Here is a 24,981-nt window from a genome sequence, read left to right as displayed (position 1 = left end):
CATGGCGCTGACTGCACTGACCTTCAGCTCGGTGTTCGGCACTCGTGCGGCCGTCGGCGCACTGGAGTTGGATGCTCTCATCAGCGAGGACACGGTGCTGGATAGCTATGCGACCGTCTACCCCGTCGAGGATGGCAGCACCATCACCGACAACGTGTCGAATGATGCCGAGAAGCTGTCGCTGTCGGGCATGGTGACCTCGGCGCAGATCACGGTCTTCGGCGCCAACGGCTGGCAGAAGCTGGTCCAGGCAAAAGACGTTCTGAGACGACTTCACGAGGCCCGCGAGCTGGTCACGATCAGCACTGGCATGGATACCTACACTGAGATGGTCATGGAGCGTTGCCGAATCGGTCGCACTAACGAAGGAGACCACTTCTCCATCGACTGCGACTTCCGGAAGATCGTCAAGGCCCAGCTGAAGACGGAAACCGTGCCTGAGGACAAAGCGGCGCCCAAGGCCAAGGGCAAGGCCGGATCGACACGTACCAGCGGGGGAAAGGCTAGCACGCAAGAGCTGAGTGAGAAGCAGCAGCAGGCGGCCACGGAGTACGTGAACAGAACTCTGGGCATTGGCGGAGACGGAATCTCCCCAGGGGTGCAGTGATGTTCCAGATCGAAACCATCGACGCCAATGACCAGCTGCTGGAAGTGGAACTGGATGGGGAAACGTACTTTGTTCGACTCGGCTGGAATAGCGAGGCCGAGCAGTGGGCAATGGAAGTCCAGAACTACAACCAGGAGACCGTTGTGGCCGGCATCGTGGTTGTGCCGAACGTTCCGCTACTCGCTCGGTTTCACTACCTCGCGCTACCGCCTGGAGAGCTGATGGCATTGGTGCTGGGCGACACGGCCGGAATTCCCCGGGATGGATTCCGGAAGGGCTTGGCCAGCCTCATCTACATTCCCGCTGCGGAGATCGCCTGATGCCACGGTTCCGCCGCACCTATCGCCTGGTCGTTGGACCTCCAGGCGGGCAGGGCACAACCATCCTGCCGCCGATGCAGATCCAGTTCGACGTGCAGAAGGATGCTGAAGAGGATCCTAACGTGCACTCGATCCGGATCTATAACCTCGCTCCGTCTACGCGGAAAGCTCTGGAGAAGCCTGACCTTCGCGCCTATCTCTACGCGGGCTACGAGGAGGAGAGTGGAGCCATCCTGCTGGCGGCTGGCACGGTGGTCGATGCCTTCACTCGCTTCGATTCGCCCGATGTGGTCACCGAGCTTGCGATCGCCGATGGGTATGGCGAGCTTCGCGACAGCGCGGTGAGCCTGAGTTATGGCGCAGGATCAACGTCGGCCACGATCATCCAGGACGTGGCGGGAAAGATGGGATTGGTCCTGAACATGCCTCGGTCTCTGACGCCGAGGACGTGGGAGCACGGCTTCAGCTTCTACGGGCCTGCTCGTGCCGCGCTGCACAAGCTATGCAGGGGTGCTGGTCTGGAATGGTCAATCCAGAACCAGACCCTGCAGGTAGTGGCCACCAAGGGTGTGACCGAGCGCAGCGTGGTCGTGCTGAACGCTGCATCCGGACTGATCGGTTCACCGGAGCGTGTGCGCGAGGCCAGCCGAGAGAAGGACGCCGGCGGTGGAAAGACCGTCCGATCCGAGCGGCAGCGTCGAGACGGCTGGCGCGTCCGGTCACTGCTGCTTCCCTGGTTGAATCCGGGCGACCGGGTGCGCATGGACAGCCGGCAGGTTAAGGGGATCTGGCGCGTCGAATCAGTCTCGCACAGTGGCGACTACCACGGCGGTGACTGGACAACCGACCTGCATATCGTGGAGGTGTCATGAGTCAGGCATCCGACCTTCGGCGGCTGATCGCCACCGAGCTGGCAGAGGTGCACACATGCCTGCCCGGCAAGATCGTGAGCTTCGACGGGCATGCTGCTGTCGTTGCGCCCGCGCTCAGCAAGGCACTGTCCTCAGGCGAGGCGCTGGGGGCGCCCAGCATTGTGAGCGTTCCCGTGCACTTTCCGCGCGGAATGGCTGGCCAGGCAACCATTTCGGTGCCACTGGCGGCTGGGGATGACGTCACTCTGCACTTCTCCGAGCGGGCACTGGAGAACTGGCTCTCCGGGACGGACGGAGAGCCAGGAGATCCCAGGATGTTCGATCTCAGCGACGCGTTCGCGACGCCAGTCTGTCGGCCTGGCGTGCAGCAGGTCGACACCGAGAACCTGGTGGTCCAGTTCGGCTCGGCCAGCATCACCATATCGCCCGCAGGCGATATCACCATCACGGCAAGCGGTGCAGCGAGCATTTCTGCTCCTGCGGGCCTGACCATCGATGCGGACGTTCTGCTCAGAGGAAAGCTGGACGCTACGGGCGATGTCACCGCAGACGGCGTGAGCCTGATCGAGCACATCACGACCGGCGTCACGCCGGGCACTGGTACTTCTGGGAAGCCGCAGAAATGAGTTTGGACCTCAAGCTTAATGCGGTGCACGACCTTGCCGTGGACGGCACCAACGTGGTGCTCGTGGACGGCGCTTCCCGGGTACGACAGCAGATCAAGGTCACCCTGATGACGTGGTTCGGGGAGTACTTCCTCGACGTCACGTTCGGCGTCCCCTACCTGGAATCCATTCTGGTCAAGCGGCCCAACCGCAGCGAGATCGAGGCGGTGCTCCGACAGCGGATAAACGACGTTCCCGGCGTGACAGGGGTAGCCAGCATGCAGTTGAACATCGATCGCGAGCGCAGGCGGCTGGAGGTGAGCTTCCAGGCCAACACAGACGAAGGCCTCATCGCCGACACCATCACACTGGAGTAGCACATGGCCGAATTCGGCGTGACCCCGGCCGGGTTCATCCGCAAGCGTCTGGCGGATATCCGGCCCGAAATCATTGCAGCGCTGCGGAACAACTTGCAGGCGGCCGGACTCTCCGGCGACATCGAGACGCGACCCGACTCGGTGATGGGGATTCTGATCGATACGTTCGCCGAGCGCGAGGCGGCTCTCTGGGAACTGTCCGAGGGGATATATGGCGCAACCTACCCGAGCTCGGCGAGCGGCGTGAACTTGGACAATGCGGTCTCCCTGACTGGGGCTGAGCGAGAGAGCGCCACCCCCTCGCGTGGGTATGTGGTGCTCTATGGGGAGGGAGGCACCGTGGTTCCGGCCGGCAGTCGTATCCGGAGTGCGGCCAGCGGCGAGCAGTGGGGTCTGGCGCAGGAGGGTAGGATCACCAGGTCCAACACCGCCGACGCTACGGTCAGCTTGAGCGGCCCGCCTGTTGCGCAGGCCTATACGGTCTACATCGACGGCGTCGGATACACCTACAACGCGGCGGCCGGGGCCACCGAGGCACAGATCCTCAACGGACTGGCCATGGCCATCACCGATTCCACCGTTGCGACGTCGGTAGATGGAGCACAGCTGCGACTGATCGCCGCTGATGGAACAGGATTCCCTCTCGGCTTCACGCCGAACCTGAGGGTGAGCATCCTGGGCAGTCCTGCCTTGGCTGAGACGCTTCAGCCATCGACGTTGGGAGCTGATCCGGGAACGCTGACTGTGATCGACACAGCGGTAGCCGGATGGGCGTCGGTAAACAACCCGTCGCCGGCTGCAGCAGGGGCTCCAGCGGAAAGCGATTCCTCTCTGCGCAATCGGTATGGCAAAGGCTTGTACCGGATGGGAGGGGCCACCCTCCCGGCAATCGCTGCACGGGTGCGCGCAGACGCCGCCGGCGTTACCAATGTCGTCGCGTATGAGAACACCAGCGACTACGCGGACATGGCAGGCAGGCCGCCGCACTCGGTGCACGTCATCGTGGAGGGTGGACTGGACCTTGAGATTGCTGAGGCGATCCGAGATTCCAAGGCGGCCGGAATCGCTACACATGGCGCGTTCGCTGTTCCGGTGGAGACCGCTTCCGGGCTGCAAGCCGTCATTCGGTTCGACCGACCTGTGCCGGTCTACGTATGGATCAAGGCATCTATCACCCTGCTTGACCCGCAGGAACAGGCGTTCCCGGACGCAGGCCTGAACGACGTCGCCGCTGGCCTGGCCGCCTTTGGCGGGCAGCTGAGCATCGGAGACGACGTGGTGTGGCAGTCGTTCTATCGTCCCGTCTACGGCGTACCTGGAGTGGCCTACGCGACGTTGCTGTTTGCCACGTCGTCCAGTCCGGCAGTTCAGCCGGCGCCCGGCGCATATCAGGCCGAGAACATCACGATTCAGCCGCAGCAGCGGGCGATGTTTGACCCCTCGCGCATTGAGGTGACCTGATGGACCTTCAGCAGGACCATGGTTCCATTGCGTGGTCGAACTGGACGGCACAGTTCCAACAGTCACAGCGGCTGCGCTCGCTGGTGCTGGCGCTGGTCCAGCCGATGACAACGCTGCAAGGAGCGCTCAGGCAGCTGCGGGACGACCGGTGGCTGGATACTGCTGTGGGTCGGCAGTTGGATGGCCTGGGCGAGTTGTTGGACCGGCCAAGGCAGATCAGCAACACGCGAGCCATCTGGCACTTCGGCTTCCAGGGACAGCCGAACATTGGTGGCTTCGGCGAGTTTCCGATGTACCGGAGCGGCTCGGGACTCTACACCGGTGGTTCGACGCTGGATGACGACAACTACAGGCGTTTGCTGCGCTGGAAGGTGCTGGTAGACAGCGGCTTCGGTACTGCGCCGCAGATCGAAGCTGCACTGAGGGTCTTGTTCGACGTGACGCGGATCGCAGTGGAAGACATCGGGACCGCGCGTATCCGCATCCACATCGGTCGTAAGCCTACTGAGGACGACTTCTTCCTCGGCAACGTTGGGCAATGGGTGCCATCTGCCGCCGGCGTCGCCCTGGAGTTTCGGACCTATGAACCGGACGAACCCTTCGAGTTCGAGCCCGGCAACAACCTGCAGCTGCTGATCGGCGACGACGGTGCATGGCTGCTTGGCCACGACGGCTATCAACTTATCGGAAAGGGGTAAACCGTGGCAGAGAAAGAGCTCAGTCAGTACCAAGACATTGGCGCCATCAGCAGCGCCACGAAGCTGGCGGTGATGGAAGGGGGGCGGAACGCCCAGGCGCCAGCGAGTGTGCTGGCCAGCTTCGTGGGGACGCAGTTGGATGCCTCCGGTATTCCCGCCGATGTGGAGGCGCTCAAGGCTGGCCAGCAGACCAGCGCGATCTACGCCGATACGCTTGCGGACCTTCAGGCCCTGGTGGGCACCTATGAGGGGCAGGGCGCCTTCGTGACCAACGGCGAGGGGGCCGGGCAGTACCGGTGGGATGGCGCTGCTTGGCAGTTCCTTCGCGCTGACGTGCTGACGCAGAAGGCCGACAAGTCGGTGGTGGAGACCGAGCAGCAACTCAACGAAGGACGGTTCAGTCAGATGCACGGCATGGTCGAAGTAGAGGTGGGAACGGAGATCCCTCTTGTCCTTGATAATACGGGCAAGGGAATTGCCGGCATTGAGACTTCGGACCTCACGCTCACGGGTGTTACGGCAACTCCCAATCCTGCCGCCACCGCCGCTTTGTTTCAGGCGGAGGATTTGGGCGCCGTTGAGGTGGAGGCGGGAATCAAGATCCCCTTCCTGCTTGACTCGCGGAAGCGCGGCGTCTGCGGGTATGACCTGGCAACGGGGAAGTTCTGGCCGGACCAGGGTGGCGGCTCTTCGGTGGCGGTGAGCCTTTACGTGGACACGCCGCTTCCAGCCGACTACAAGGTATTGAGTCTGTCGGTACGCCTGCATATTCAGCAGTATGGCCAGTCGCTGGCTATTGGTGCAGCTGGCGTGCAGTTCAGCACGAACGCCTTCTATACCCAGGCACTGACGTTTGGGCAGGGCGTGCGCTCAACCAAGCCGGGATCTACGGCGAACCTGCCGGGCACAGGCACGCGCAAGCTGCTGGTGGAGGACAACCTGTCCAATCAGGCGGAGGGCGAGACTACCAACGGCGAGTCGGGCCTGATGGCGACCGCGCATGAGGTGATCGAGCGGTTCTACGATGCCGGCAATACCCCGCCGTTGCTGTTCGCCAGCACGGCCGGCAAGGGCGGTTATAGCTTGGCCGATCTGTCGTTCTCCAGTTGGTGGTCGCAGGTGCTGCGCGACCAGTTGGACGAGTCGCGTGCGCGCGCTACGGAGGCAAGCGAAGGCTGGGATGTTCCAGCCGTGCTCTGGATGCAGGGTGAGGCAGATGGGTCGGCAGCGACCGATCCCGCGGCTGCGGCCGCCTACAAGGCCGCCATGGCGCAGCTGATCGCGGACACCGACGCCTATGCCAACGTCGGCCACTCGATTCCGTGGCTTTCCTACCAGACGCCCCGGGCCATTGCCCGTGTGCAGTTCGAGATGCAGCGCGATATCCCTGGCCTCTACCATGTCACCGCGATCTACGACCTGAAGCCAAGCGATGGCACCCACCTCACTGGTGCCAGCTACCACAAGATGGGCCGTCGATTCGGCCGCGCCCTGCACCAGGTGCTGCAGGGGATCGAGCCGCGACGCATCTGGCCGAAGGGTGCCGTTCGTCGGGGAAACACCATTCGCTGGTCCTTCGATGTGCCGCAACCGCCGCTGCGTATTGCCACCGACTTCCCGGCAACGGAGAACTCAGGGGTTGCCCTGATCGTCAACGGAACCCGGGCTGCCAGCGCCAGCTACGTCTGGTGGATCGATGGCGCCGACCTGGTATTCGACGTGAGCGGCCTGGGCCTGGCCGATTCCGACGTGCTGGAGGTCCGCTACGCGTTGGATCACCGGGCAGCTACCTCCGACTGGGGGGCGAACGTTCGTACCGGCAACCTCGTGGACAGCACCGCCGACACCTACTGGTACGGAGGCGTGGAGTACCCGCTGCCGTATGTCATGCCCCACTGCTATTCCGCCGTCACCAACCTCAAAACGGGAACCCCTGCGCAATGAAGATCCTCGTCAATCAGCTTGATTTTGAAGTGCCGGATGCCACCGGCCCCGACTACAGTGCGTCGCTGGCACGCGTCTTCCCCGAGGTCGCTGAGCGTTGGGTGTTCGGCGGCAGCGCGGCGTCGTTGATCTCGAACAAGGGCAGGGCGCTGACCTTTACGGGCACCGCCCCCACCTTCGATGCCAACCGCGTGACGACGGCGGAGGAGCTTGGCGCGGGCCTGATCACCCCATTCGCCGACTCGGCCAGCTTCACCGAGGTCTATGCCGTGGCGCGCGGCGCATCCTCGCTGATGTTCGTGGCCGGGTCGGTGGGCGCCGACGAGGGCGTGAACCGCGGCGATGGCATCGTCACCAATGGGCAGAACATCCGCAGCATCGCCGTTGGCTTCCCGAACACCGATGTATCCATCCCGACCATTGCGGCCACCACCATGATGATCATCGGTGTGTCGTTCTCTTCGGAGGGGCGGAAGGTGATCGTCCATGGCGGCGGCGCACCCATCGACGCGGCGGGCACCAAGACGGTGCGCCCGGGCGTCAAGCGCACGCTCGGCAACAACGGCTACAGCACGGCGGGATACCTGCGGCCCGTGTCGTTTGCCGAATACCAGTACCTGCCACGCCCATCCAGCATGGACGAGCTGACCACGGCCGTGAATGAGATGGCCGCCCGGGTGGCGGCGCGCGGCCTGGTCGTACTCTAAGCGAGCGCATCCAGAAGGGTGGCCGAGTTGTTCCGCGGCGTGTTCACCGCGCGGCTGACGCGATAGGCCTCCATGGATGGGGGCTCGCTGGCCAGTAGCATCGCCATCGCATCGTCGGGGCTGGCTGCCATCCACTCATCGATCTGGCTGGCCAGCAGCCACACCGGCATGCGGTCGTGGATGTCGGCCGACACGCCGCTACTGTCCCCGGTGATGACGGTGAAGGTTCCCAGGTTGCCGTCGGGCAGCAGCGGGCTGCTGTCCTCCCACAGCCCGGCAGCCAGAAGCGGCTCGGCCGCGTGGATGAACCACGGATCCTTCTTCCCGTCGATCGGGCTGACCGACCACTCGTAGTAGCCGGCCATTGGGATGACGCATCGGCGCTTCTTAAACGCCGTGCGGAATGCCGGCTTGGTGGCCACGGTCTCGATGCGGGCGTTGATGGTCGATCCCTGCAGGCCCTTGGCCTTGGCCCAGAACGGCAGCAGGCCCCACGCCAGCCGGGTGACCTGCCGGCCTTCGCCGCGGTCCAGGATCACCGACGCCCGCTGTGTCGGGGCGAGGTTGTAGCTGGGCTGGATCTCGGCCAGGCCCGGGGCAAGGTCAGCCAGCTCGGCCTGTCCGAAGTTGCCGACGGGGAGCTGGACGAATCGACCGCACATGGCCGGAGGGTAGACCGGGAGGCTGTGGCCGGAGCGTGATCCCGAACGATTCAGGCAGATGCTGGCCGCGTTCGCAGGATCTGCGACCACCGGTCGTATCCTTCCGGCCATGCTTCCTTCCCCCGGCCACCACGGTTTCCGCACCGCCCCAGTTCCGTCCGGCTGGGTCCAGACCGGCGAGCGCTGGGCGCTCTGGTACAACGGCCGGGAGACGGCCGGCGTCGAACTCGATGGCGGTCCGGGGGTGCGCCTATGGCTGGAAGGCCAAAAGTTTTGGGAAGTGAAGGAAGTGCGCGCGGCGAGCGTCCGGCAGGCGAAGCGGTACGCCGAGCGCTGGTGCGCGGCCAGGCTCTATCCCGACCTTCCCCTGCGCGAGGCCGTCGCCCGGCTGACCGACAGCACCCCGATCCAACTGCCGCCGCCACTGCCCGGCCTACCGCCAACGCGTGCGCAGCAGCAACAGGCGCGCCGCCTGGCTGAGTCTGGGGCGCTGGATCTGACACGGATCAAGGAAGCGCTGGAGCCGCGCAAGCCACCGGCAGCGACCAAGCCCAGGGCAAGGGATCCCCAGAAGGCCCGGGTAAGGGCGGCGCTGGAGCAGCTGCGGCGCGGAGTCTGATTCCTCAGCCTGTCCGCAACTGCACGACGTTCCCATCGCGCAGGCCATCGAGGTAATCCGCCCAGACCTGCATCATCCGCACGCGCTCCTGCAGGTGAGATGTGCGGTTGTAGGCCCGGCCATTCGGATCCTTCACCGCGTGAGCAAGCTGGTGCTCGATGATGTCCGGGCGGAAGTGCAGGACCTCGTCCAGAATGGTGCGAGCCGTCGCGCGGAAGCCGTGGCCGGTCATCATCGTGCGGTCGTAGCCCATGTTGCGCAGCGCTGCGGTAACGGCGTTCTCCGACATCGGGCGTTTGGCATCGCGGGCTCCAGAGAACACCCACTTGTGCCGGCCGGTGATCGGCTTGATGTCCTCCAAGATCTGCAGCGCCTGTCTGGACAGCGGCACCAGATGGGCAGCACGCATCTTCATCTTGCTGGCGGGGATGGTCCACACGGCCGCGTCGAGGTCGAATTCCTCCCATTCCGCATGCCGCAGTTCGCCAGGACGCAGGAACACCAGCGGCGCCAGCCGCAGCGCCGAACGGGTGATGGCAGATCCGCTGTACGCCTCTATGGAGCGCAGCAGGCCACCCAGCTGCACGGGGTCGGTAATCGCCGCATGGTGGGCCTCCTTCGGCGGCGCGAGCGCTCCCTTCAGGTCGGCAACCGGGTTTCGCTCCGCGCGGCCAGTGGCCACGGCGTACCGCATGATCTGGCCGCAGTTCTGCATGATCCGGTGCGCGGATTCGATCGCGCCGCGTTCCTCGATGCGCCGGGCCACCCGGAGGAAGTCTGGCGCGGTGAGGTCGGCCACAGAGCGTGACCCGATCCACGGGTACACGTCGTTCTTCATCCATGCTTTGACCTTCTCCGCATAGCTGGGCACCCAAGGGCGCGCGGCCAGCCACTCATTGGCGATGGTCTCGAAGCTGTCCGAGCCCAGGGCGGATTGGGCGAGGGCAGCAGCCTTCTTCTGCGCGCCCGGGTCGACGCCTCGGGCCAACAGCCGGCGGGCTTCGTCGCGGGCCTCGCGGGCGCGGGCCAATGAAACATCCGGGTACAGGCCGATCGACAGCAGCTTTTCCTTGCCGGCGATGCGGTACTTCCAGCGCCAGCTGCGCGCGCCGGTCGGGGTGAGATAGAGGTACAGGCCGCCGCCGTCGGTGATCTTCTGCGGCTTGTCGCTTGGCTTGGCGCGCCTGATGGCTGCGTCGGTCAGAGGCATTGGGGGTATCGCTTCAGTGGGTGCGGTCGGATACCCCTTGATATACCCCCACCGTCTCATGGATTGAAACGGATTGCCCCGGTCTGCTGCGGACAATAAAAAAGCCCGGAAACCCTTGTGATGCGGGGGTTTCCGGGCTTCTCCGGTCCTTGGCGGACCGTTCGTTGGTGGAGGTGGGCGGAATTGAACCGCCGTCCGAAGGCACTCCATCCCCAGCACTACATGCTTAGCTCGCCGTTGAATCTCGTCCCCGAACAGCACGGCGTGCAAAGCGCATCCGGGAACCAGCCTGTTGTGTTCTAGTGCCGGACTGACAGGCAGCCGTCCAGCGCGATTCCATGATAGTGACTCTACACCGCGAGCATGGACACAAGCGGTTTCGAGGCTTAGGCCTTAAGCGGCCAGAGCGTAGTTGTCGTCGTTGGCAACTAGAGTTTTGCAGCTGGATTTACGAGGAAAGCTACCCCCTCGGCATGCGCCAGGCGACTTCACAACCCCCGTCGAAACCAATGCACCCCCGGTTTCTACAGTGCTGCAAGGTACAGGGCCGATTCCGTGTCACCACGGGCAGGGCCTGCCCAACGGTTGTCATGCTACGGCAAAACAGCTGAACAGTCACCTCGCGCGGCCGGTCAATCCGCAACATGTTGTACTGCCTGTGTCATAGCGGATTGCTAACGTCTCCGGCACGGATTTGCGACACACTGGTCGTGACCATCCAGGGCAGGACAGAAACGGGAGACTGTGGGTGACCGACGCGATGCAACAGCGCAGCCTGCGCCAGCTGGTGGGCCCGGTCGGGGCCGACTATCAGCGACGGGCGTTGCCTCCCGGTTGGGTCTGGGCGCTGCTGGCGGTGCTGCTGGCGGCGACCTGGCTGACCGAACTGCCGGCCACCGCAGCGGTGGCGCTGGTCGCCAGCGCAGTGGTGGTGCATTGGCCGCAGCGTGGGCGCACCCATTGGCTGGGCTGGCGGCTGCCGGCGCTGGCGGTACTGGCGGCGTTGCTGTGGGGGCCGGACGTGCTGGCGCAGTGGTTCGAGCACGGCCTGGCGCTGACCTTGATGACATTGGCCAGCCTCAGCATCGGCGTTCACGTGTGGCAGTCGCGGCAGCTGGCGCGCCAGCTGCAGGGTGCAGCCGATGCCCTCGACGATACGCAGCTGCTGGCCCTGCTGCCGGCCGATGCAGCCCAGCTCGCCCAGCAGTGGCGGGCGGGCGATGACCGCCACGCGCCGGAACTGGCGGTGGTGATGCACCTGGCCGTGATGCACGCGGCCCTGGCGCCGCGCGCGCGCGGGCAGGGCATGCTGGCCGGTTGATGGCCCGGGCCGCCGGGCATCGCCCGGCGCCACATGGCGGCGGGGCCTGCCTCAGGCGTCGCGGTTGCCGCGCCGCATCACCCGCTGCTTCTCGATCGCCCAGTCGCGATCCTTGGCCGCATCGCGCTTGTCGTGGTTCTGCTTGCCCTTGGCCAGCGCGATCTCGAGCTTGATCTTGTTCTTGCTCCAGTACATCGCGGTCGGCACGATCGTATAGCCATCACGCTCGACCTTGCCGATCAGCTTGTCGATCTCGTTCCGGTGCAGCAGCAGCTTGCGCTCGCGCCGATCCTCGGCCACCACGTGGGTGGAGGCCTGGATCAACGGAGTGATCTGTGCGCCGATCAGGTAGATCTCGCCACGCTTCACGTAAGCGTAGGCGTCGATGATGTTGCCGCGCCCCGCCCGGATCGACTTGACCTCCCAGCCCTGCAGGGCGAGCCCGGCCTCGAAGCGCTCTTCGATGTGGTACTCGTGGCGGGCACGCTTGTTCAGCGCGATGGTTTTGTTGGCCGTCGCGCTCTTTGCTTTATCCTTGCCGCTGTTCTTGCTCATTTCCGTATTGTCTCCGATTCGGGCCCGCCCGGTCGATTGCCGAAACGTCCCGTATACATGCCTACTATCCGCCGCAGCGCCCTGGTCGAACATTCGGCCGCGCGCATGTTCGACCTGGTCAACGACGTCCAGGCTTATCCGCGCCGCTTCCGCTGGTGCTCCGATGCCCGCATCCTGGAGCAGGGCGAGGACCGGCTGGTGGCGCGTCTGGACCTGGGCCTGGGTTCGTTCAGTACCTGGTTCCAGACCGAGAACACCCTGCAGCGCCCGCACAGCATCGACATGCAGCTGCGCGACGGTCCCTTCAAGCAGCTTCATGGCCGTTGGGAATTCCACGCGCTGGCCGAAGACGCCTGCAAGGTGACGCTGACCCTGGAATTCGAACCCAGCTCACGGCTGCTGGGCCCGGCGCTGGCGATCGGCTTCCAGGGTCTGGCCGATCGCATGGTCAACGATTTCGTCCGGGTCGCCGACGAGGACTGAGCGATGATCGAGGTCGAGGTGGTGCTTGCTTGGCCGCAGCGGGTGCTGTCACGCCGGTTGCAGCTGGAAGAGGGCGCCACGGTTGCCGATGCGATCGCCGCTGCCGCTCTTGAGGGCAGTGCCGGCTGCCCGGCTGCCGCCGTGCATGGTGTGCTGGCCCGCCCGCAGCAGGCACTGCTGGATGGGGACCGGGTCGAACTGCTGCGCCCGCTGCAGGCCGATCCCAAGGACAACCGCCGGCGTCGCGCGCTCGGCGGTTGAGGGCCAGGGCCCGTCCGTCGGAACGGGCCGGCGGCCTCAGCGGCCCTTCTTCTTCTTGTCCTTCGGCAGGTTGCGGCCGAACTGGCGGACGGTCTGCTGGGCCAGCGCCTTGTCGTTGGCCGGGAAATAGTCACCCTCCCAGCGCGTCACGGCGTCGTTCTCGAAATACACGGTGAAGTTCTTCACTTCCGTGCGGCCGAGACGGTCGACCCGCTGGCTGGAGGTGTAGTCCCAGCGCTGGGCATGGAACGGGTCCGGCACGGAGGGCGTGCCCAGCAGCGCGTTCACCTGCTGCTTGCTTTGCCCGACCTGCAGCTTGGCCACGGCATCTTCCCGGATCAGGTTGCCCTGATAGATGGGTTGCTTGTAGATGATGCCGCACCCGGTGGTGGACAGGGCGACGGCGGCGACCAACAGGAGATTGCGCATCGGGACTGGCGGTTGGGGAAATCGAACCGATGATACACTCCCGGCGTGCCACCGCGACCCAATCCGAGGCAGCTGGCGCTAAATCGCCAATGAACGGAGACCTATGGAAACCCACGACCTGCGTAAAGTCGGCCTGAAGGTAACCCATCCACGGATGCGGATCCTGGCGCTGCTCGAGCAGCGCACTGCCCAGCACCACATGACCGCCGAAGACATCTACCGCCAGCTGCTGGAGCATGGTGACGAGATCGGCCTGGCCACGGTGTACCGGGTACTGACCCAGTTCGAGGCTGCCGGCCTCGTGCTCAAGCACAATTTCGAAGGCGGCCAGGCCGTCTATGAACTGGACCGCGGCGGCCATCACGATCACATGGTCGATGTGGACAGCGGCAAGATCATCGAGTTCGAAAGTACCGAGATCGAGGAACTGCAGCGCAAGATCGCGGCCGATCACGGCTATGAGCTGGAAGAACACTCGCTGGTGCTGTACGTGCGCAAGAAGCGCAGATAGGCACCCCCTGCGTGCCGGTTGCGACGAGACCCCGGGCTGGGCCCGGGGTTTTTCGTCAGCGCGGCGGAGTGACCGCCGGGTGCGATGGCGGCATCAGCATCCGCAGATCCACGGCCTCGGCCATGGCCCGGTTGCCGGCATCGCCCGGATGCAGATGGTCGCCTGAATCGTAGGCGGCGGCCATCCGTGAGGGATCGGCGGGGTCGCGCAGCACTGCATCCAGGTCGATCACCGCATCGAATGGGCTGTCCTGCCGCAGCCAGGCATTGAGCTGCTGGCGCAGTGTGTCCTTGTCCGGCTGGTAGTAGTCGTCCAGCGGGGTGCCGGGCAGGGCACCGGCGAACGGCGGCAGGGTTGCGCCGACAATGCGCAGTCCATGGCGATGGGCCTGTCCGGCCAGGCTGCGATAGCCGGCCTGCAGTTCGGCGAGCCCGGGCCGGTCCTGGCCGCGCGCGAACGCTGTGCCCGGCCAGCTGATGTCGTTGATGCCGATCAGCACGATCACACTGGCGACACCGGGCTGGTCGAGGACATCGCGCGGGACGCGGGCCAGGGCGGATTCCCCCATGCCGTCGCGCAGCAGGCGTCCGCCGGAGATGCCGGCGTTGACCACTGCGATTCCCTGCGGTGCCAGCCGTGCGGCGAGATGGTCGGTCCAGCGCTGGTCCTGGTCGAGGCTGGCCGTTGCGCCATCGGTGATCGAGTCGCCGATCACCACCACGCTGCGCGCGCGGGCTGCGGTTTCGACGTCGATGCCGGACAGCAGCAGGCGGGCCGTGGTGCTGCGGGCCCCGTCCAGGTCCGCAGCCAGGCTCTGGTCACCCGGCGCGATCCAACTGGTCTGCCGGCCCTCCCAGTGGAACGTCCGCAGCGGCGTGGGCTGTGGCAGATGGATGCTGACCTGCAGCGACTGCAGGTTGCGCGTGGGCAGTGGCAGCGCGTCGCTGAGCCGGTCCTGGCCAGGCGCGATCAGCACGCCGGGCTGGCCATCGAAGGTCAGCGCCTGCGGCACCTCGCCCGGATGTGCCGCCAGGGTGGCCCGGCCCACCCGCAGTGGCTGTGTCCCGTAGGCGTTGCTCAAGCGGACACGCAGGCGCGAGCCGCCCAGGCTGATGCGGACGGTCTGGCGGAAGGTCTGGTCGGCCAGCTCTGCGGGGATCAGCGTCGGAAACAGGAAGTCTGCCTGCCAAACCGGTTGTGGACTGGCTTGCCAGCTGGCCACCCAGTGCCGGGGAGGGGCGGCCGTGGCGCTGGCTGCTGCGGACAGGGTGAGCAGGGCAGCGGTGGTCAACGTGCTCAGGCGGTTCATCGGAAGGGTCCGTCGGAAGGAGGGGCCATGGTGTCCCTGCCGCTTTCTGTGAACTAGACTGCGCCTGGATAATCATCTGTGAACTGGATTCATCACCATGCCGCGACCCGACATCAATCGCTCCGGCGAGCTGGAAGTGTTCGTGAGGGTGATCGAAACCGGCGGATTCTCTGCGGCGGCCCGCAGCCTGGACATGACGCCCTCGGCGGTCAGCAAGCTGGTGGCGCGGCTGGAGCAGCGGCTGGGCACGCGCCTGCTGCAGCGATCCACCCGCCAGCTGCAGCTGACCCCGGAGGGCTGCGCCTTCTATGAGCGCGGGCTGCGCGTGCTTGCTGACCTGGAAGAGGCCGAGCGCTGTGCGAGCGCGCATGCCGAACCGCGCGGGCGGCTGCGGGTGAATGCCAACGTGCCCTTCGGCCAGCATTTCCTGCTGCCGTTGCTGCCCATGTTCCTGCAGCAGCACCCGCAGGTGGGGGTGGACCTGACCCTGACCGATGAAGTGATCGATCTGCTCGAGCAGCGCACCGATGTGGCCGTGCGGGCCGGTCCGCTGAAGAGTTCCAGCCTGGTGGCACGACGGTTGGGGGCGACGCGGATGATGATCGTGGCCTCACCCGGCTATGCGCAGCGACACGGTCTGCCTGGCAACGTCGACGACCTGCAGACGCACAACCGGCTGGACATCGGCCATGCGCGGGCGATGCAGGGGTGGCCGCTGCTGCAGGGCGGCCAGGTGCTGCGCGTGCCCACCAGCGGCAATGCGCGCGCCAGCAACGGCGATGCCCTGCGGCAGCTGGTGCTGGGAGGGCTCGGGCTGGCCCGGCTGGCCGCGTTCCAGGTCAGGGACGACATAGCGGCCGGGCGGCTGCTGCCGGTGCTGGAAGAGGCCAATCCCGGCGATCTGGAAGAGGTGCACGCGGTATTCCTGGGGCAGGGTGGCTATCTGCCGCTGCGGGTGCGTGCGTTCCTGGATTTCCTGGTGGAAAAGGTGGATCTGGCGCGGCCGCTGGGGTGAACCTGCGGTGGGACGGACCGGGCGTCGCTCGACGCCGCCGGCGTCAGACCTGCAGCAGCTTGCGGGCGGCCGCGCGCGCTTCCTTGCTCACTTCGACGCCACCGAGCATGCGTGCCAGTTCTTCCTCGCGTGCCTTGAGGTCCAGCTTCTCCACCGCACTCTGGGTCATGCCTTCCACCGGTGCCTTGCTGACCCGGTAGTGGGCATGGCCCTTGGACGCGACCTGCGGCAGGTGGGTCACGCACAGCACCTGGCGCTTCTCGCCAAGGGCGCGCAGTTTCTGGCCGACGATGTCGGCCACCGCGCCACCGATGCCCGAGTCGACTTCGTCGAACACCATGGTCGGCACGGCGTCCAGGTCGAGCGCGGCCACTTCGATTGCCAGCGAGATGCGCGACAGTTCGCCACCCGAGGCCACCTTGCGCAGGGCGCGTGGTGGTTGACCGGCATTGGCCGCGACCAGGAACTCCACGCGTTCGGCGCCCTGCGGGTCGGGCTTGCCGCCGTCCTGGGGTTCCAGCTCGATCAGGAACTGGCCACCGCCCATGCCCAGCTCGGCGATGATGCCGGTGGTGGTGGTCGACAGCGCGGCCGCCGCACTGCGCCGGCTTGCGGTCAGTGCTTCGGCCTGCACCCGCCAGGCGGCCGCGGCCTTGTCGATCTCGCCGGCCAGGCGCTGCAGCCGTTCGTCGGCGCCGCGCAGCTGCTCCACTTCGGCATGCATGCGCTCGCGCTGCGCGCCCAGTTCGTCCATCGGCACGCGATGCTTGCGCGCAAGGTCGTGCAGGCGGCCGAGACGGCGCTCGTTCTCCTCGAACTGCTCGGGGTCGGCATCCAGGTCGTCGTGCACGCGGTCGAGCAGGGACAGGGCTTCGTGCAGCTGGATCGACGCGTTTTCGATCAGGCTGTCCACCTCGCCCAGGCGCGGGTCGTGTTCGATCAGCCGGGCCAGTTCGTGCCGCACCTGCTGCAGCTGATCCAGCGCCGAGCTGCCCTCGTCGCCGTTGAGCTGGTTGCTGGCGGCCTGGCAGGCGGTCAGCAGCGCGCTGGCATGGGCCTGGCGCCGATGGCTGGCGCCCAGCGCGAGGATCGATTCGGGCTCCAGATCCTCACGGTCCAGTTCGCGCAGCTGATGCTCGAGGAAACCGATACGGTCACTGACGTCGCCCTGTTGCGACAGCGCCAGGGATTCATCGACCAGTGCCTGCCAGGCGGCTGCGGCGCGGCGGACCTGACGGCGCTCTTCCTCGTTGCCGGCATAGGCATCAAGCAGGGCCAGCTGGGAAGGACGCGCCAGCAGGGCCTGCTGTTCATGCTGGCCGTGGATTTCCACCAGCAGCGCGGCCAGTTCGCCCAGCTGGGCGAGGGTGACCGGGCGGCCGTTGATCCAGGCCCGCGAACCGCCGTCGGCGCGGATCACGCGGCGCAGCTGGCACTGGTCCTCATCGTCCAGCTCGTTGTCGGCCAGCCACTGGCGTGCGGCCTGCAGATGCTCCAGCGCGAACTCGGCCGACAGCTCGGCGCGGGCGGCACCGTGGCGGACCACGCCGCTGTCGGCGCGCAGGCCGGACAGGAAGCCCAGCGCGTCGACCATCAGCGACTTGCCGGCGCCGGTCTCGCCTGAAACCACGGTCATGCCAGGCCCGAATTCAAGTTCGGTGGCGCGGACGACGGCGAAATCCTTGATCGATAGGTGTCTGAGCATGGGTCTGGGGGTAGCTGAGCCGCGCAACGCTAGCACGCGCACGCGGGCGGTCCAATGGCTTGCCAAGGTGATCCGGCGCCATTATCTAGTCTCCGTGTCTCACAGGTTGATTCCATGCACGGTTCCGCCGACCAACTCGCCCCGCGCGCGCGCCATCTGCTGCGCACGCTGATCGCGCGCCACATCCAGGATGGTGAGCCCGTGGGCTCGCAGACGCTGGCGCGCGTGGCCGGGCTGGAAGTCAGCCCGGCCACCATCCGCAACATCCTCGGCGACCTGGAGGACCTGGGCCTGCTGGCGTCGCCGCATACCTCCGCCGGGCGGATCCCGACCGCGCATGGCTACCGGGTGTTTGTCGACAGCCTGCTGCAGATGCAGCCGCCGGGCGAGGGCGAGCTGGCCCGCTTGCGCCAGGAACTGGCCGGTGGCGGCAGCACCCAGGCCCTGCTCGGCAGTGCCTCCGAGCTGCTGTCGGCGATGAGCCACTTCGTCGGCGTGGTCAGCGCGCCGCGGCGCGAGCAGTTCGCCTTCCGCCAGATCGATTTCGTGGCGCTGGACGGCCGCCGGGTGCTGGCGATCCTGGTGTTCGCCGACAACGAGGTCCAGAACCGGGTGATCGAAACCCGCCAGGACTTCGCGCCGGGCCAGCTGGAGCAGGTCGCCAATTACCTCAACGCCCATTTCGCCGGGCTGCCGCTGGCGGAGATCCGGGCGCGCCTGCTGCTGGAGCTGCGCGATGCCCGCTCCGAGCTGGAGCAGCTGCTGGCGCACAGCATCGAACTGGCCGAGCAGGCCCTGCAGCCCGCGGCCGACGACATGCTGGTGGCGGGCCAGACCCGCCTGATGGGGGTCCAGGACCTGTCCGACCTGGAGCGCCTGCGTGAACTGTTCGAGCTGTTTTCCAGCAAGCGCGAGATCCTGCAGCTGCTGGAGCGGACCATCCAGGCCCCGGGCGTGCGCATCTTCATCGGCGAAGAGACCGGGATGATGCCGCTGCAGGGCGTTTCGCTGGTGACCGCCCCGTATGCGGCCAACGGGCAGGTGCTGGGCGTGCTGGGGGTGATCGGGCCGAAGCGGATGGCCTACGACCGCATGATCCCGCTGGTACAGGCCACCGCCGACATGCTGGGGGCGGCCTTTTCACCGACCGGACGCGGATCCGGTGCCGCGGACGCTTGAAACGCAGCATCCCGCCCACACTAGGGTGGGTGGAGGCGGGGAGTGACCGCCAGGGACCCAGACATGAACCACGAACATCCAGATTTCGAATCCCAGCAGAGCGCCGCCGACGCGGCCGCCGCAGCAGGCGTCAATGACGAAGTGGAGCGCCTGCGCGCGGAAGTCGAGCAGGTCAGGGCCGATGCGCTGCGTGAGCGCGCCGACCTGGAGAACCAGCGCAAGCGCGTGGCCCGCGACATCGAGCAGGCCCGCAAGTTCGCCAACGAGAAGCTGCTGGGCGAGCTGCTGCCCGTGTTCGACAGCCTGGATGCCGGCCTGAAGGCCGCCGGCGACGACCCGCACCCGCTGCGCGAGGGCCTGGAGCTGACCTACAAGCAGCTGCTGAAGGTCGCCGCCGACAACGGCCTGGTCCTGATTGACCCGACCGGCCAGCCGTTCAACCCGGAGCACCACCAGGCGATCAGCCAGGTGCCGGCCCCGGACGCCGCCCCGGGCAGCGTGGTGACCGTGTTCCAGAAGGGCTATCTGCTCAACGAGCGCCTGCTGCGGCCGGCGCTGGTGGTGGTGGCCGCCGACTGAGCGGTCCATCCGGGAGCGGCCGCCGGGCATGGCCCGGCGCTACCCCCGGATCGTCATCGCCGGGCCATGCCCGGCGAACCTTGAACGGCTGAACACAGCGTTCGGGAGATGGCTTGAATGTTCCACGAGCCTCCCCCACATCCCATTCATCCACCGGCCGAGCGGCCGGACTGACATCCACACAGCATTTCTCAGGAGTCTCCCCCATGGGCAAGATCATTGGTATCGACCTCGGCACCACCAACTCGTGCGTGGCGATCATGGACGGCGGCAAGGCCCGCGTCATCGAGAATTCGGAAGGCGATCGCACCACCCCGTCGATCGTCGCCTACACCAAGGACGGCGAAGTCCTGGTCGGTGCCTCGGCCAAGCGCCAGGCGGTGACCAACCCGAAGAACACCTTCTACGCGGTGAAGCGCCTGATCGGCCGCAAGTTCACCGACGCCGAGGTGCAGAAGGACATCGCCCACGTCCCGTACAGCATCCTCGCCCATGACAATGGTGATGCGTGGGTGGCGACCAGCGACGCCAAGAAGATGGCGCCTCAGGAAATCTCGGCCAAGGTACTGGAGAAGATGAAGAAGACCGCCGAGGACTTCCTCGGTGAGAAGGTCACCGAAGCGGTCATCACCGTGCCGGCCTACTTCAACGACAGCCAGCGCCAGGCCACCAAGGATGCTGGCCGCATCGCGGGCCTGGACGTCAAGCGCATCATCAACGAGCCGACCGCGGCCGCGCTGGCCTATGGCCTGGACAAGGGCGACAACAAGGATCGCAAGATCGTTGTGTACGACCTGGGCGGCGGTACCTTCGACGTCTCGGTGATCGAGATCGCCAACGTCGACGGCGAGAAGCAGTTTGAAGTGCTGGCCACCAACGGCGACACCTTCCTGGGCGGCGAAGACTTCGACAACCGCGTCATCGAGTACCTGGTGGAAGAGTTCAACAAGGACCAGGGCATCGACCTGCGCAAGGATCCGCTGGCCCTGCAGCGCCTGAAGGACGCTGCCGAGCGTGCCAAGATCGAGCTGTCCAGCGCCCAGCAGACCGAAGTGAACCTGCCGTACGTCACCGCTGACGCGTCGGGTCCGAAGCACCTGAACATCAAGCTGACCCGCGCCAAGCTGGAAGCGCTGGTGGAAGACCTGATCAAGAAGTCGATCGAGCCGTGCCGCGTCGCCCTGAACGATGCCGGCCTGCGTTCGAGCGACATCAGCGAAGTGATCCTGGTCGGCGGCCAGACCCGCATGCCGAAGGTGCAGCAGGCGGTGACCGAGTTCTTCGGCAAGGAGCCGCGCAAGGACGTCAACCCGGACGAAGCCGTGGCACTGGGTGCGGCGATCCAGGGTGGCGTGCTGGGCGGCGACGTCAAGGACGTGCTGCTGCTGGACGTGACCCCGCTGTCGCTGGGCATCGAAACCATGGGCGGCGTGTTCACCAAGATCATCGAGAAGAACACCACCATCCCGACCAAGGCCTCGCAGGTGTTCTCCACCGCCGAGGACAACCAGTCGGCCGTGACCGTGCACGTGCTGCAGGGTGAGCGCGAACAGGCCCGCTTCAACAAGTCGCTGGCCAAGTTCGACCTGTCCGGCATCGAGCCGGCGCCGCGTGGCCTGCCGCAGGTGGAAGTGTCCTTCGACATCGACGCCAACGGCATCCTGCATGTGTCGGCCAAGGACAAGAAGACCAACAAGGAACAGAAGGTCGAGATCAAGGCCGGCTCGGGCCTGTCCGAGGAAGAGATCGCGCGCATGGTCGCCGACGCGGAAGCCAACCGCGAAGAAGACAAGAAGTTTCAGGAGCTGGTGCAGGCCCGCAACCAGGCCGATGCCCTGATCCACGGCACCCGCAGCGCCATCACCGAGCACGGCAGCAAGGTCGGCGGCGATGTCATCGGCAAGGTTGAAGCGGCTCTGGCCGATCTTGAAACCGCGATGAAGGGCGACGACAAGGCACAGATCGAAGCCAAGTCGAAGGTGCTGGAGGAAGCCGGCCAGTCGCTGTTCGCCGCAGCGTCGGCAGAGCAGGGCGGTGCCCCGGGCGCCGATGCCGGCAATGCGGGCAAGGGCAACGACGACGTGGTGGACGCCGAGTTCACCGAAGTCAAGGACGACAAGAAGTCCTGATCCGGACCGACGCGGGACGCTGCCTGGCAGCGTCCCGTTGTCGCATCAGGGTCCTGACCGCCTCCGGCGCGTCGGGGCGCCCGACGCAAGAGCGGACCTGGTTCCGCTCTTCCGTTTTGACGAATCCCGACATTCCGGAAGCCGATTCACGATATGAGCAAGCGCGATTACTACGAAGTGCTGGGCGTGGCCCGCACCGCCAACGAAGAAGAGCTGAAGAAGGCTTACCGCCGCTGCGCGATGAAGTTCCATCCGGACCGAAATCCGGGTGATGCGGCCGCCGAAGCCTCCTTCAAGGAGTGCAAGGAAGCCTACGAGGTGCTGTCCGACGGCAACAAGCGCCGGATGTATGACAGCCACGGTCATGCCGCGTTCGAGCACGGCATGGGCGGGGGCGGTCCGGGTGGTCCGGACATGAACGATATCTTCGGCGACATCTTCGGCAACATCTTCGGTGGTGCCGGCGGCGGCCCGCGCCAGGCACGCCGCGGTGCCGACATCGGTTACGTGATGGAGCTGGACCTGGAAGAAGCGGTGCGTGGCGTCGAGCGCCGCATCGAGATCCCGACCCTGGCCGAATGCGGCGATTGCGATGGCAGCGGCTCGGAAGATGGCAAGGTGGAGACCTGCAACGTCTGCCACGGCCGCGGCCAGGTGCGCATCCAGCGCGGCATCTTCGCCATGCAGCAGGCCTGCCACAACTGCGGCGGCCGCGGCCAGATCATTGCCAAGCCCTGCAAGACCTGCCACGGCAATGGCCGTGTCGAGGAAGACAAGGTGCTGTCGGTGAAGGTGCCGGCGGGCGTCGACACCGGCGATCGCATCCGCCTGGCTGGCGAGGGCGAAGCGGGGCCGGCCGGCACGCCGCCGGGCGACCTGTACGTGGAAGTGCGCGTGCGCGAGCACCCCATCTTCCAGCGCGATGGCGACGATCTGCATTGTGAAGTGCCGATCCGCATCTCGCAGGCGGCGCTCGGCGATACCGTGCGCGTGGCGACGCTGGGCGGCGAAGCGGAGATCCGCATTCCGGCAGAGACCCAGACCGGCAAACTGTTCCGCCTGCGCGGCAAGGGCGTGCGTTCGGTGCGCAGCCGCAGCGAGGGCGATCTGTATTGCCGCGTGGTGGTCGAGACGCCGGTCAACCTGACCAACGACCAGCGCAGGCTGCTGGAGCAGTTCGAGGCCACCTTCGTCGGTGAGGAAGCGCGCAAGCACTCGCCGAAGTCCGCCACCTTCATGGACGGCGTGAAGGGCTTCTGGGACCGGATGACGTCCTGAATTTTCAACGCAAGCGTTGAACGGTAGCGCCGGGCCATGCCCGGCGTTTCTGTGCATGGGGTCAGCGGAAGAACGCCGCCGGGGTCTGCCCCAGCTGGCGCTTGAACATGCTGGTGAACGCGCTGGGGCTGTCGTAGCCCATCGCCAGTGCGACATCGATGACCTTCTCGCCGGTCGCCAGCCGTTCCATTGCCGCCAGCAGCCGCGCCTGCTGCCGCCACTGGCCGAAGGTCATGCCCAGTTCGTTGGCGAAGTGGCGCTGGATGGTTTTCACATCCACTTCCAGTGCCTGCGCCCAGTCCTGCAGCGTGGCGTCATCGCCGGGGTGCTTCTGCAGGTGCCGGCAGATCCGCTGCAGGCGCGGATCGGCAGGCGCGGGCAGGTGCAGCGGCAATACGTCCATGCGATGCAGCTCGTCCAGCAGAAGGCGCACCACGCGGCCATCGCGGCTGTCTTCGATGTGCTCGCCCTTGATCAGGGTGGCTGCCTGCAGCAGTTCGCGCAGCAGCGGTGCCACCTGTACCGCGAACGGTTCGGCCGGCAGTTGCGGGGCGAATGACGGGTCGATGTACAGGCTGCGCATGTGCACGGCGGCAATGCAGTCCACCGCATGCACCATGCCGGCCGGCATCCAGATCGCACGGGTGGAGGGCACGACCCAGCGACCGACTTCCGAGCGCACCACCATCAGCCCGGAGATGGCATAGACCAGCTGGTGGCGCTGGTGCTTGTGGCCTGCGATATGGGTGCCGGCCGGGTACTGGGTAACCCGGTAGGTGACCGGGCGATGCAGCGGCACATCGCGCCACGGCGCAGCCGGATCGACGTCACCGCCAATGTCCTTTTTGCGATAGGCCATGACCCGAACGCGGCAGAAGGGAGGGGAAGGCAACCGTAGCATGCGGAACCGCCCCCAAATCTGACTGCGTCCATGTCGACTCTGGCTTCCCCTGCAACGACCTCCCGCCCGGTGGCGCCCGGTGTATTGGCTGCCATTTCCACCTCGCATGTCGTCAACGACATGATGCAGTCGCTGATCCTGGCGATCTATCCGGTCATCAAGGGCGGCTTCAATCTCAGTTTCACCCAGATCGGCCTGATCACGCTGACCTACCAGCTCACCGCGTCGATCTTCCAACCGCTGGTGGGGATGCATACCGACCGCCATCCAGCGCCGTACTCGTTGCCGATCGGCATGGCCTCGACGCTGTGCGGGATGCTGCTGCTCGGCTTCGCGCCGAACTATGCGATGGTCCTGATGGCCGCCGCGCTGGTCGGCATCGGATCGGCGATCTTCCACCCGGAAGCGTCGCGCATCGCACGGCTGGCGTCCGGCGGGCGCCATGGCTTCGCACAGTCGGTGTTCCAGGTCGGCGGCAACTTCGGTACCGCGCTGGGGCCGCTGATTGCCGCCGCCGTGATCGTGCCGTACGGCCAGCATGCGGCCTCATGGTTTGCCGGTGCTGCGCTGGTCGGCATCGCCCTGCTGACCTATGTGAGCCGCTGGTATGCGCTGCACCTGGGCGCACCCCGCCCGGCCGGCGTGGCGGCGGTGGCGTCGCGGCATCCTCCGCGCACCGTGGCCAAGGTGCTGGCGATCCTGCTGGTGCTGATCTTCAGCAAGTACTTCTACATGGCCAGCATCGGCAGCTACTTCACCTTCTACCTGATCCACCATTTCGGCATTCCGGTGGCGCAGGCGCAGCTGCATCTGTTCGCGTTCCTGGTGGCTTCGGCGGCGGGTGGCTTTCTGGGCGGTCCGCTGGGCGATCGCATCGGCCGCAAGCCGATCATCTGGACCTCGATCCTGGGCGTGGCGCCGTTCGCACTGGCGTTGCCGCATGCGGATCTGCTGTGGACCACGGTGCTGGCGGTGCTGATCGGTTTCGTGTTGTCGTCTGCCTTCTCTGCCATCGTGGTCTACGCGCAGGAGATGATGCCGCACCGGATCGGCATGGTGTCGGGCCTGTTCTTCGGTTTTGCGTTCGGCATGGGCGGCCTGGGCGCGGCGGTGCTGGGCCTGCTGGCGGACAGGACCAGCATCGAATACGTCTATCACCTGACGGCGTTCCTGCCGCTGCTCGGCATCGTGGCGGCATGGCTGCCGCCGTCGCGGCCTGCTGCTCACTGAGGGAGGGTGGGTTT

27 protein-coding genes and 1 other RNA gene are annotated in these 24,981 nt (G+C 66.1%); 20 read left to right on the top strand and 8 right to left on the bottom strand.

Annotated features, from left to right (window positions below):
- Position 1 precedes the first annotated feature (1 nt).
- From N5J29_RS12450 to N5J29_RS12410, 9 genes are read left to right on the top strand one after another with little or no spacing between them, the layout of a single operon-like run.
- Positions 2 to 607 carry a phage baseplate protein gene (locus N5J29_RS12450; protein ID WP_053517531.1) on the top strand — a complete coding sequence of 202 codons (606 nt, stop codon included), beginning with the start codon at positions 2 to 4 and terminating at the stop codon, positions 605 to 607.
- Positions 607 to 927 carry a hypothetical protein gene (locus N5J29_RS12445; RefSeq protein WP_053517533.1) on the top strand — a complete coding sequence of 107 codons (321 nt, stop codon included), beginning with the start codon at positions 607 to 609 and terminating at the stop codon, positions 925 to 927. The genes N5J29_RS12450 and N5J29_RS12445 overlap by 1 nt, the downstream gene beginning before the upstream one ends.
- Positions 927 to 1,799, top strand: a complete 873-nt coding sequence (locus N5J29_RS12440; RefSeq protein WP_053517534.1) for a hypothetical protein — start codon at positions 927 to 929, stop codon at positions 1,797 to 1,799. The genes N5J29_RS12445 and N5J29_RS12440 overlap by 1 nt, the downstream gene beginning before the upstream one ends.
- Positions 1,796 to 2,425, top strand: coding sequence for a Gp138 family membrane-puncturing spike protein (locus N5J29_RS12435; protein ID WP_053517535.1), 630 nt, complete (start codon positions 1,796 to 1,798; stop codon positions 2,423 to 2,425). Before N5J29_RS12440 ends, N5J29_RS12435 begins: the two co-directional genes overlap by 4 nt.
- On the top strand, positions 2,422 to 2,781 hold the full coding sequence (locus tag N5J29_RS12430) for a hypothetical protein (protein WP_053517536.1): 360 nt from the start codon (positions 2,422 to 2,424) through the stop codon (positions 2,779 to 2,781). The genes N5J29_RS12435 and N5J29_RS12430 overlap by 4 nt, the downstream gene beginning before the upstream one ends.
- Before the next feature lie 3 nt (positions 2,782 to 2,784).
- Positions 2,785 to 4,242 (top strand): baseplate J/gp47 family protein, encoded by a 1,458-nt coding sequence (locus N5J29_RS12425; protein WP_279924367.1) that lies wholly within the window; start codon positions 2,785 to 2,787, stop codon positions 4,240 to 4,242.
- On the top strand, positions 4,242 to 4,940 hold the full coding sequence (locus N5J29_RS12420) for a DUF2612 domain-containing protein (protein ID WP_053517539.1): 699 nt from the start codon (positions 4,242 to 4,244) through the stop codon (positions 4,938 to 4,940). The genes N5J29_RS12425 and N5J29_RS12420 overlap by 1 nt, the downstream gene beginning before the upstream one ends.
- A 3-nt stretch (positions 4,941 to 4,943) precedes the next feature.
- Positions 4,944 to 6,884 (top strand): sialate O-acetylesterase, encoded by a 1,941-nt coding sequence (locus N5J29_RS12415; RefSeq protein WP_279924366.1) that lies wholly within the window; start codon positions 4,944 to 4,946, stop codon positions 6,882 to 6,884.
- Positions 6,881 to 7,591: a hypothetical protein gene (locus tag N5J29_RS12410; RefSeq protein ID WP_279924365.1), complete on the top strand. Its 711-nt coding sequence runs from the start codon at positions 6,881 to 6,883 to the stop codon at positions 7,589 to 7,591. Before N5J29_RS12415 ends, N5J29_RS12410 begins: the two co-directional genes overlap by 4 nt.
- On the opposite strand, the gene N5J29_RS12405 is transcribed toward N5J29_RS12410, so the two are convergent.
- Positions 7,588 to 8,253, bottom strand: coding sequence for an SOS response-associated peptidase (locus tag N5J29_RS12405; protein WP_279924364.1), 666 nt, complete (start codon positions 8,251 to 8,253; stop codon positions 7,588 to 7,590). The genes N5J29_RS12410 and N5J29_RS12405 overlap by 4 nt on opposite strands.
- 109 nt (positions 8,254 to 8,362) lie before the next feature.
- On the opposite strand from N5J29_RS12405, the gene N5J29_RS12400 reads away from it, so the two are divergent.
- Positions 8,363 to 8,872: a hypothetical protein gene (locus N5J29_RS12400; protein ID WP_279924432.1), complete on the top strand. Its 510-nt coding sequence runs from the start codon at positions 8,363 to 8,365 to the stop codon at positions 8,870 to 8,872.
- Positions 8,873 to 8,876: 4 nt separating this feature from the next.
- On the opposite strand, the gene N5J29_RS12395 is transcribed toward N5J29_RS12400, so the two are convergent.
- Positions 8,877 to 10,142 carry an integrase arm-type DNA-binding domain-containing protein gene (locus N5J29_RS12395; RefSeq protein WP_279924431.1) on the bottom strand — a complete coding sequence of 422 codons (1,266 nt, stop codon included), beginning with the start codon at positions 10,140 to 10,142 and terminating at the stop codon, positions 8,877 to 8,879.
- A gap of 105 nt (positions 10,143 to 10,247) precedes the next feature.
- Positions 10,248 to 10,601: a transfer-messenger RNA gene (gene ssrA, locus N5J29_RS12390) on the bottom strand.
- A gap of 229 nt (positions 10,602 to 10,830) precedes the next feature.
- Here ssrA and N5J29_RS12385 point away from each other — a divergent pair.
- The gene (locus N5J29_RS12385) at positions 10,831 to 11,403 is read left to right on the top strand and encodes a hypothetical protein (RefSeq protein ID WP_053519702.1); all 573 of its coding nucleotides are present in this window, start codon (positions 10,831 to 10,833) and stop codon (positions 11,401 to 11,403) included.
- Between the two features lie 51 nt (positions 11,404 to 11,454).
- On the opposite strand, the gene smpB is transcribed toward N5J29_RS12385, so the two are convergent.
- Positions 11,455 to 11,958, bottom strand: a complete 504-nt coding sequence (gene smpB / locus N5J29_RS12380) for an SsrA-binding protein SmpB (RefSeq protein WP_019661238.1) — start codon at positions 11,956 to 11,958, stop codon at positions 11,455 to 11,457.
- A gap of 57 nt (positions 11,959 to 12,015) precedes the next feature.
- Here smpB and N5J29_RS12375 point away from each other — a divergent pair, with 57 nt between their 5' ends.
- Together N5J29_RS12375 and N5J29_RS12370 are read left to right on the top strand one after the other, a co-directional pair.
- Positions 12,016 to 12,441, top strand: a complete 426-nt coding sequence (locus N5J29_RS12375; RefSeq protein ID WP_053519703.1) for a type II toxin-antitoxin system RatA family toxin — start codon at positions 12,016 to 12,018, stop codon at positions 12,439 to 12,441.
- Between the two features lie 3 nt (positions 12,442 to 12,444).
- Positions 12,445 to 12,702: an RnfH family protein gene (locus tag N5J29_RS12370; RefSeq protein WP_053519704.1), complete on the top strand. Its 258-nt coding sequence runs from the start codon at positions 12,445 to 12,447 to the stop codon at positions 12,700 to 12,702.
- A 36-nt stretch (positions 12,703 to 12,738) separates the two neighbouring features.
- On the opposite strand, the gene bamE is transcribed toward N5J29_RS12370, so the two are convergent.
- On the bottom strand, positions 12,739 to 13,131 hold the full coding sequence (gene bamE, locus N5J29_RS12365; protein WP_053519705.1) for an outer membrane protein assembly factor BamE: 393 nt from the start codon (positions 13,129 to 13,131) through the stop codon (positions 12,739 to 12,741).
- Between the two features lie 103 nt (positions 13,132 to 13,234).
- Between bamE and fur the strand changes: the two genes are divergently transcribed.
- On the top strand, positions 13,235 to 13,642 hold the full coding sequence (fur, locus tag N5J29_RS12360; RefSeq protein WP_053519706.1) for a ferric iron uptake transcriptional regulator: 408 nt from the start codon (positions 13,235 to 13,237) through the stop codon (positions 13,640 to 13,642).
- A 55-nt stretch (positions 13,643 to 13,697) separates the two neighbouring features.
- Here fur and N5J29_RS12355 read toward each other — a convergent pair whose 3' ends face one another.
- Entirely contained in the window at positions 13,698 to 14,951 is a 1,254-nt protein-coding gene (locus N5J29_RS12355; protein WP_164152970.1) for an SGNH/GDSL hydrolase family protein, read from the bottom strand.
- A 97-nt stretch (positions 14,952 to 15,048) separates the two neighbouring features.
- Between N5J29_RS12355 and N5J29_RS12350 the strand changes: the two genes are divergently transcribed.
- The gene (locus tag N5J29_RS12350) at positions 15,049 to 15,966 is read left to right on the top strand and encodes a LysR family transcriptional regulator (protein ID WP_065181303.1); all 918 of its coding nucleotides are present in this window, start codon (positions 15,049 to 15,051) and stop codon (positions 15,964 to 15,966) included.
- A gap of 43 nt (positions 15,967 to 16,009) precedes the next feature.
- Here the strand turns inward: N5J29_RS12350 and recN are convergent, their stop codons facing one another.
- The gene (gene recN, locus N5J29_RS12345; protein WP_053519709.1) at positions 16,010 to 17,671 is read right to left on the bottom strand and encodes a DNA repair protein RecN; all 1,662 of its coding nucleotides are present in this window, start codon (positions 17,669 to 17,671) and stop codon (positions 16,010 to 16,012) included.
- 114 nt (positions 17,672 to 17,785) lie between these two features.
- Here recN and hrcA point away from each other — a divergent pair, with 114 nt between their 5' ends.
- The 4 genes from hrcA to dnaJ all read left to right on the top strand — a co-directional run bounded on the left by hrcA (position 17,786) and on the right by dnaJ (position 22,836).
- Positions 17,786 to 18,850: a heat-inducible transcriptional repressor HrcA gene (gene hrcA / locus N5J29_RS12340; RefSeq protein WP_164152969.1), complete on the top strand. Its 1,065-nt coding sequence runs from the start codon at positions 17,786 to 17,788 to the stop codon at positions 18,848 to 18,850.
- Between the two features lie 63 nt (positions 18,851 to 18,913).
- Positions 18,914 to 19,429 carry a nucleotide exchange factor GrpE gene (gene grpE, locus N5J29_RS12335; RefSeq protein WP_053519711.1) on the top strand — a complete coding sequence of 172 codons (516 nt, stop codon included), beginning with the start codon at positions 18,914 to 18,916 and terminating at the stop codon, positions 19,427 to 19,429.
- Positions 19,430 to 19,635: 206 nt separating this feature from the next.
- A complete protein-coding gene (gene dnaK, locus N5J29_RS12330; protein WP_053519712.1) occupies positions 19,636 to 21,558 on the top strand; it encodes a molecular chaperone DnaK in 1,923 nt (640 codons plus the stop codon).
- A 153-nt stretch (positions 21,559 to 21,711) separates the two neighbouring features.
- Positions 21,712 to 22,836, top strand: coding sequence for a molecular chaperone DnaJ (gene dnaJ, locus N5J29_RS12325; RefSeq protein WP_053519713.1), 1,125 nt, complete (start codon positions 21,712 to 21,714; stop codon positions 22,834 to 22,836).
- A gap of 61 nt (positions 22,837 to 22,897) precedes the next feature.
- On the opposite strand, the gene N5J29_RS12320 is transcribed toward dnaJ, so the two are convergent.
- On the bottom strand, positions 22,898 to 23,695 hold the full coding sequence (locus N5J29_RS12320) for a helix-turn-helix transcriptional regulator (protein ID WP_164152968.1): 798 nt from the start codon (positions 23,693 to 23,695) through the stop codon (positions 22,898 to 22,900).
- 72 nt (positions 23,696 to 23,767) lie between these two features.
- On the opposite strand from N5J29_RS12320, the gene N5J29_RS12315 reads away from it, so the two are divergent.
- A complete protein-coding gene (locus N5J29_RS12315; RefSeq protein WP_164152967.1) occupies positions 23,768 to 24,967 on the top strand; it encodes an MFS transporter in 1,200 nt (399 codons plus the stop codon).
- Positions 24,968 to 24,981 lie beyond the last annotated feature (14 nt).

It is taken from the genome of Stenotrophomonas sp. GD03680 (assembly GCF_029844625.1).
Classification (GTDB): Bacteria; Pseudomonadota; Gammaproteobacteria; order Xanthomonadales; family Xanthomonadaceae; genus Stenotrophomonas; species Stenotrophomonas maltophilia_P.
This window is presented reverse-complemented; position numbering and strand designations above follow the sequence as displayed.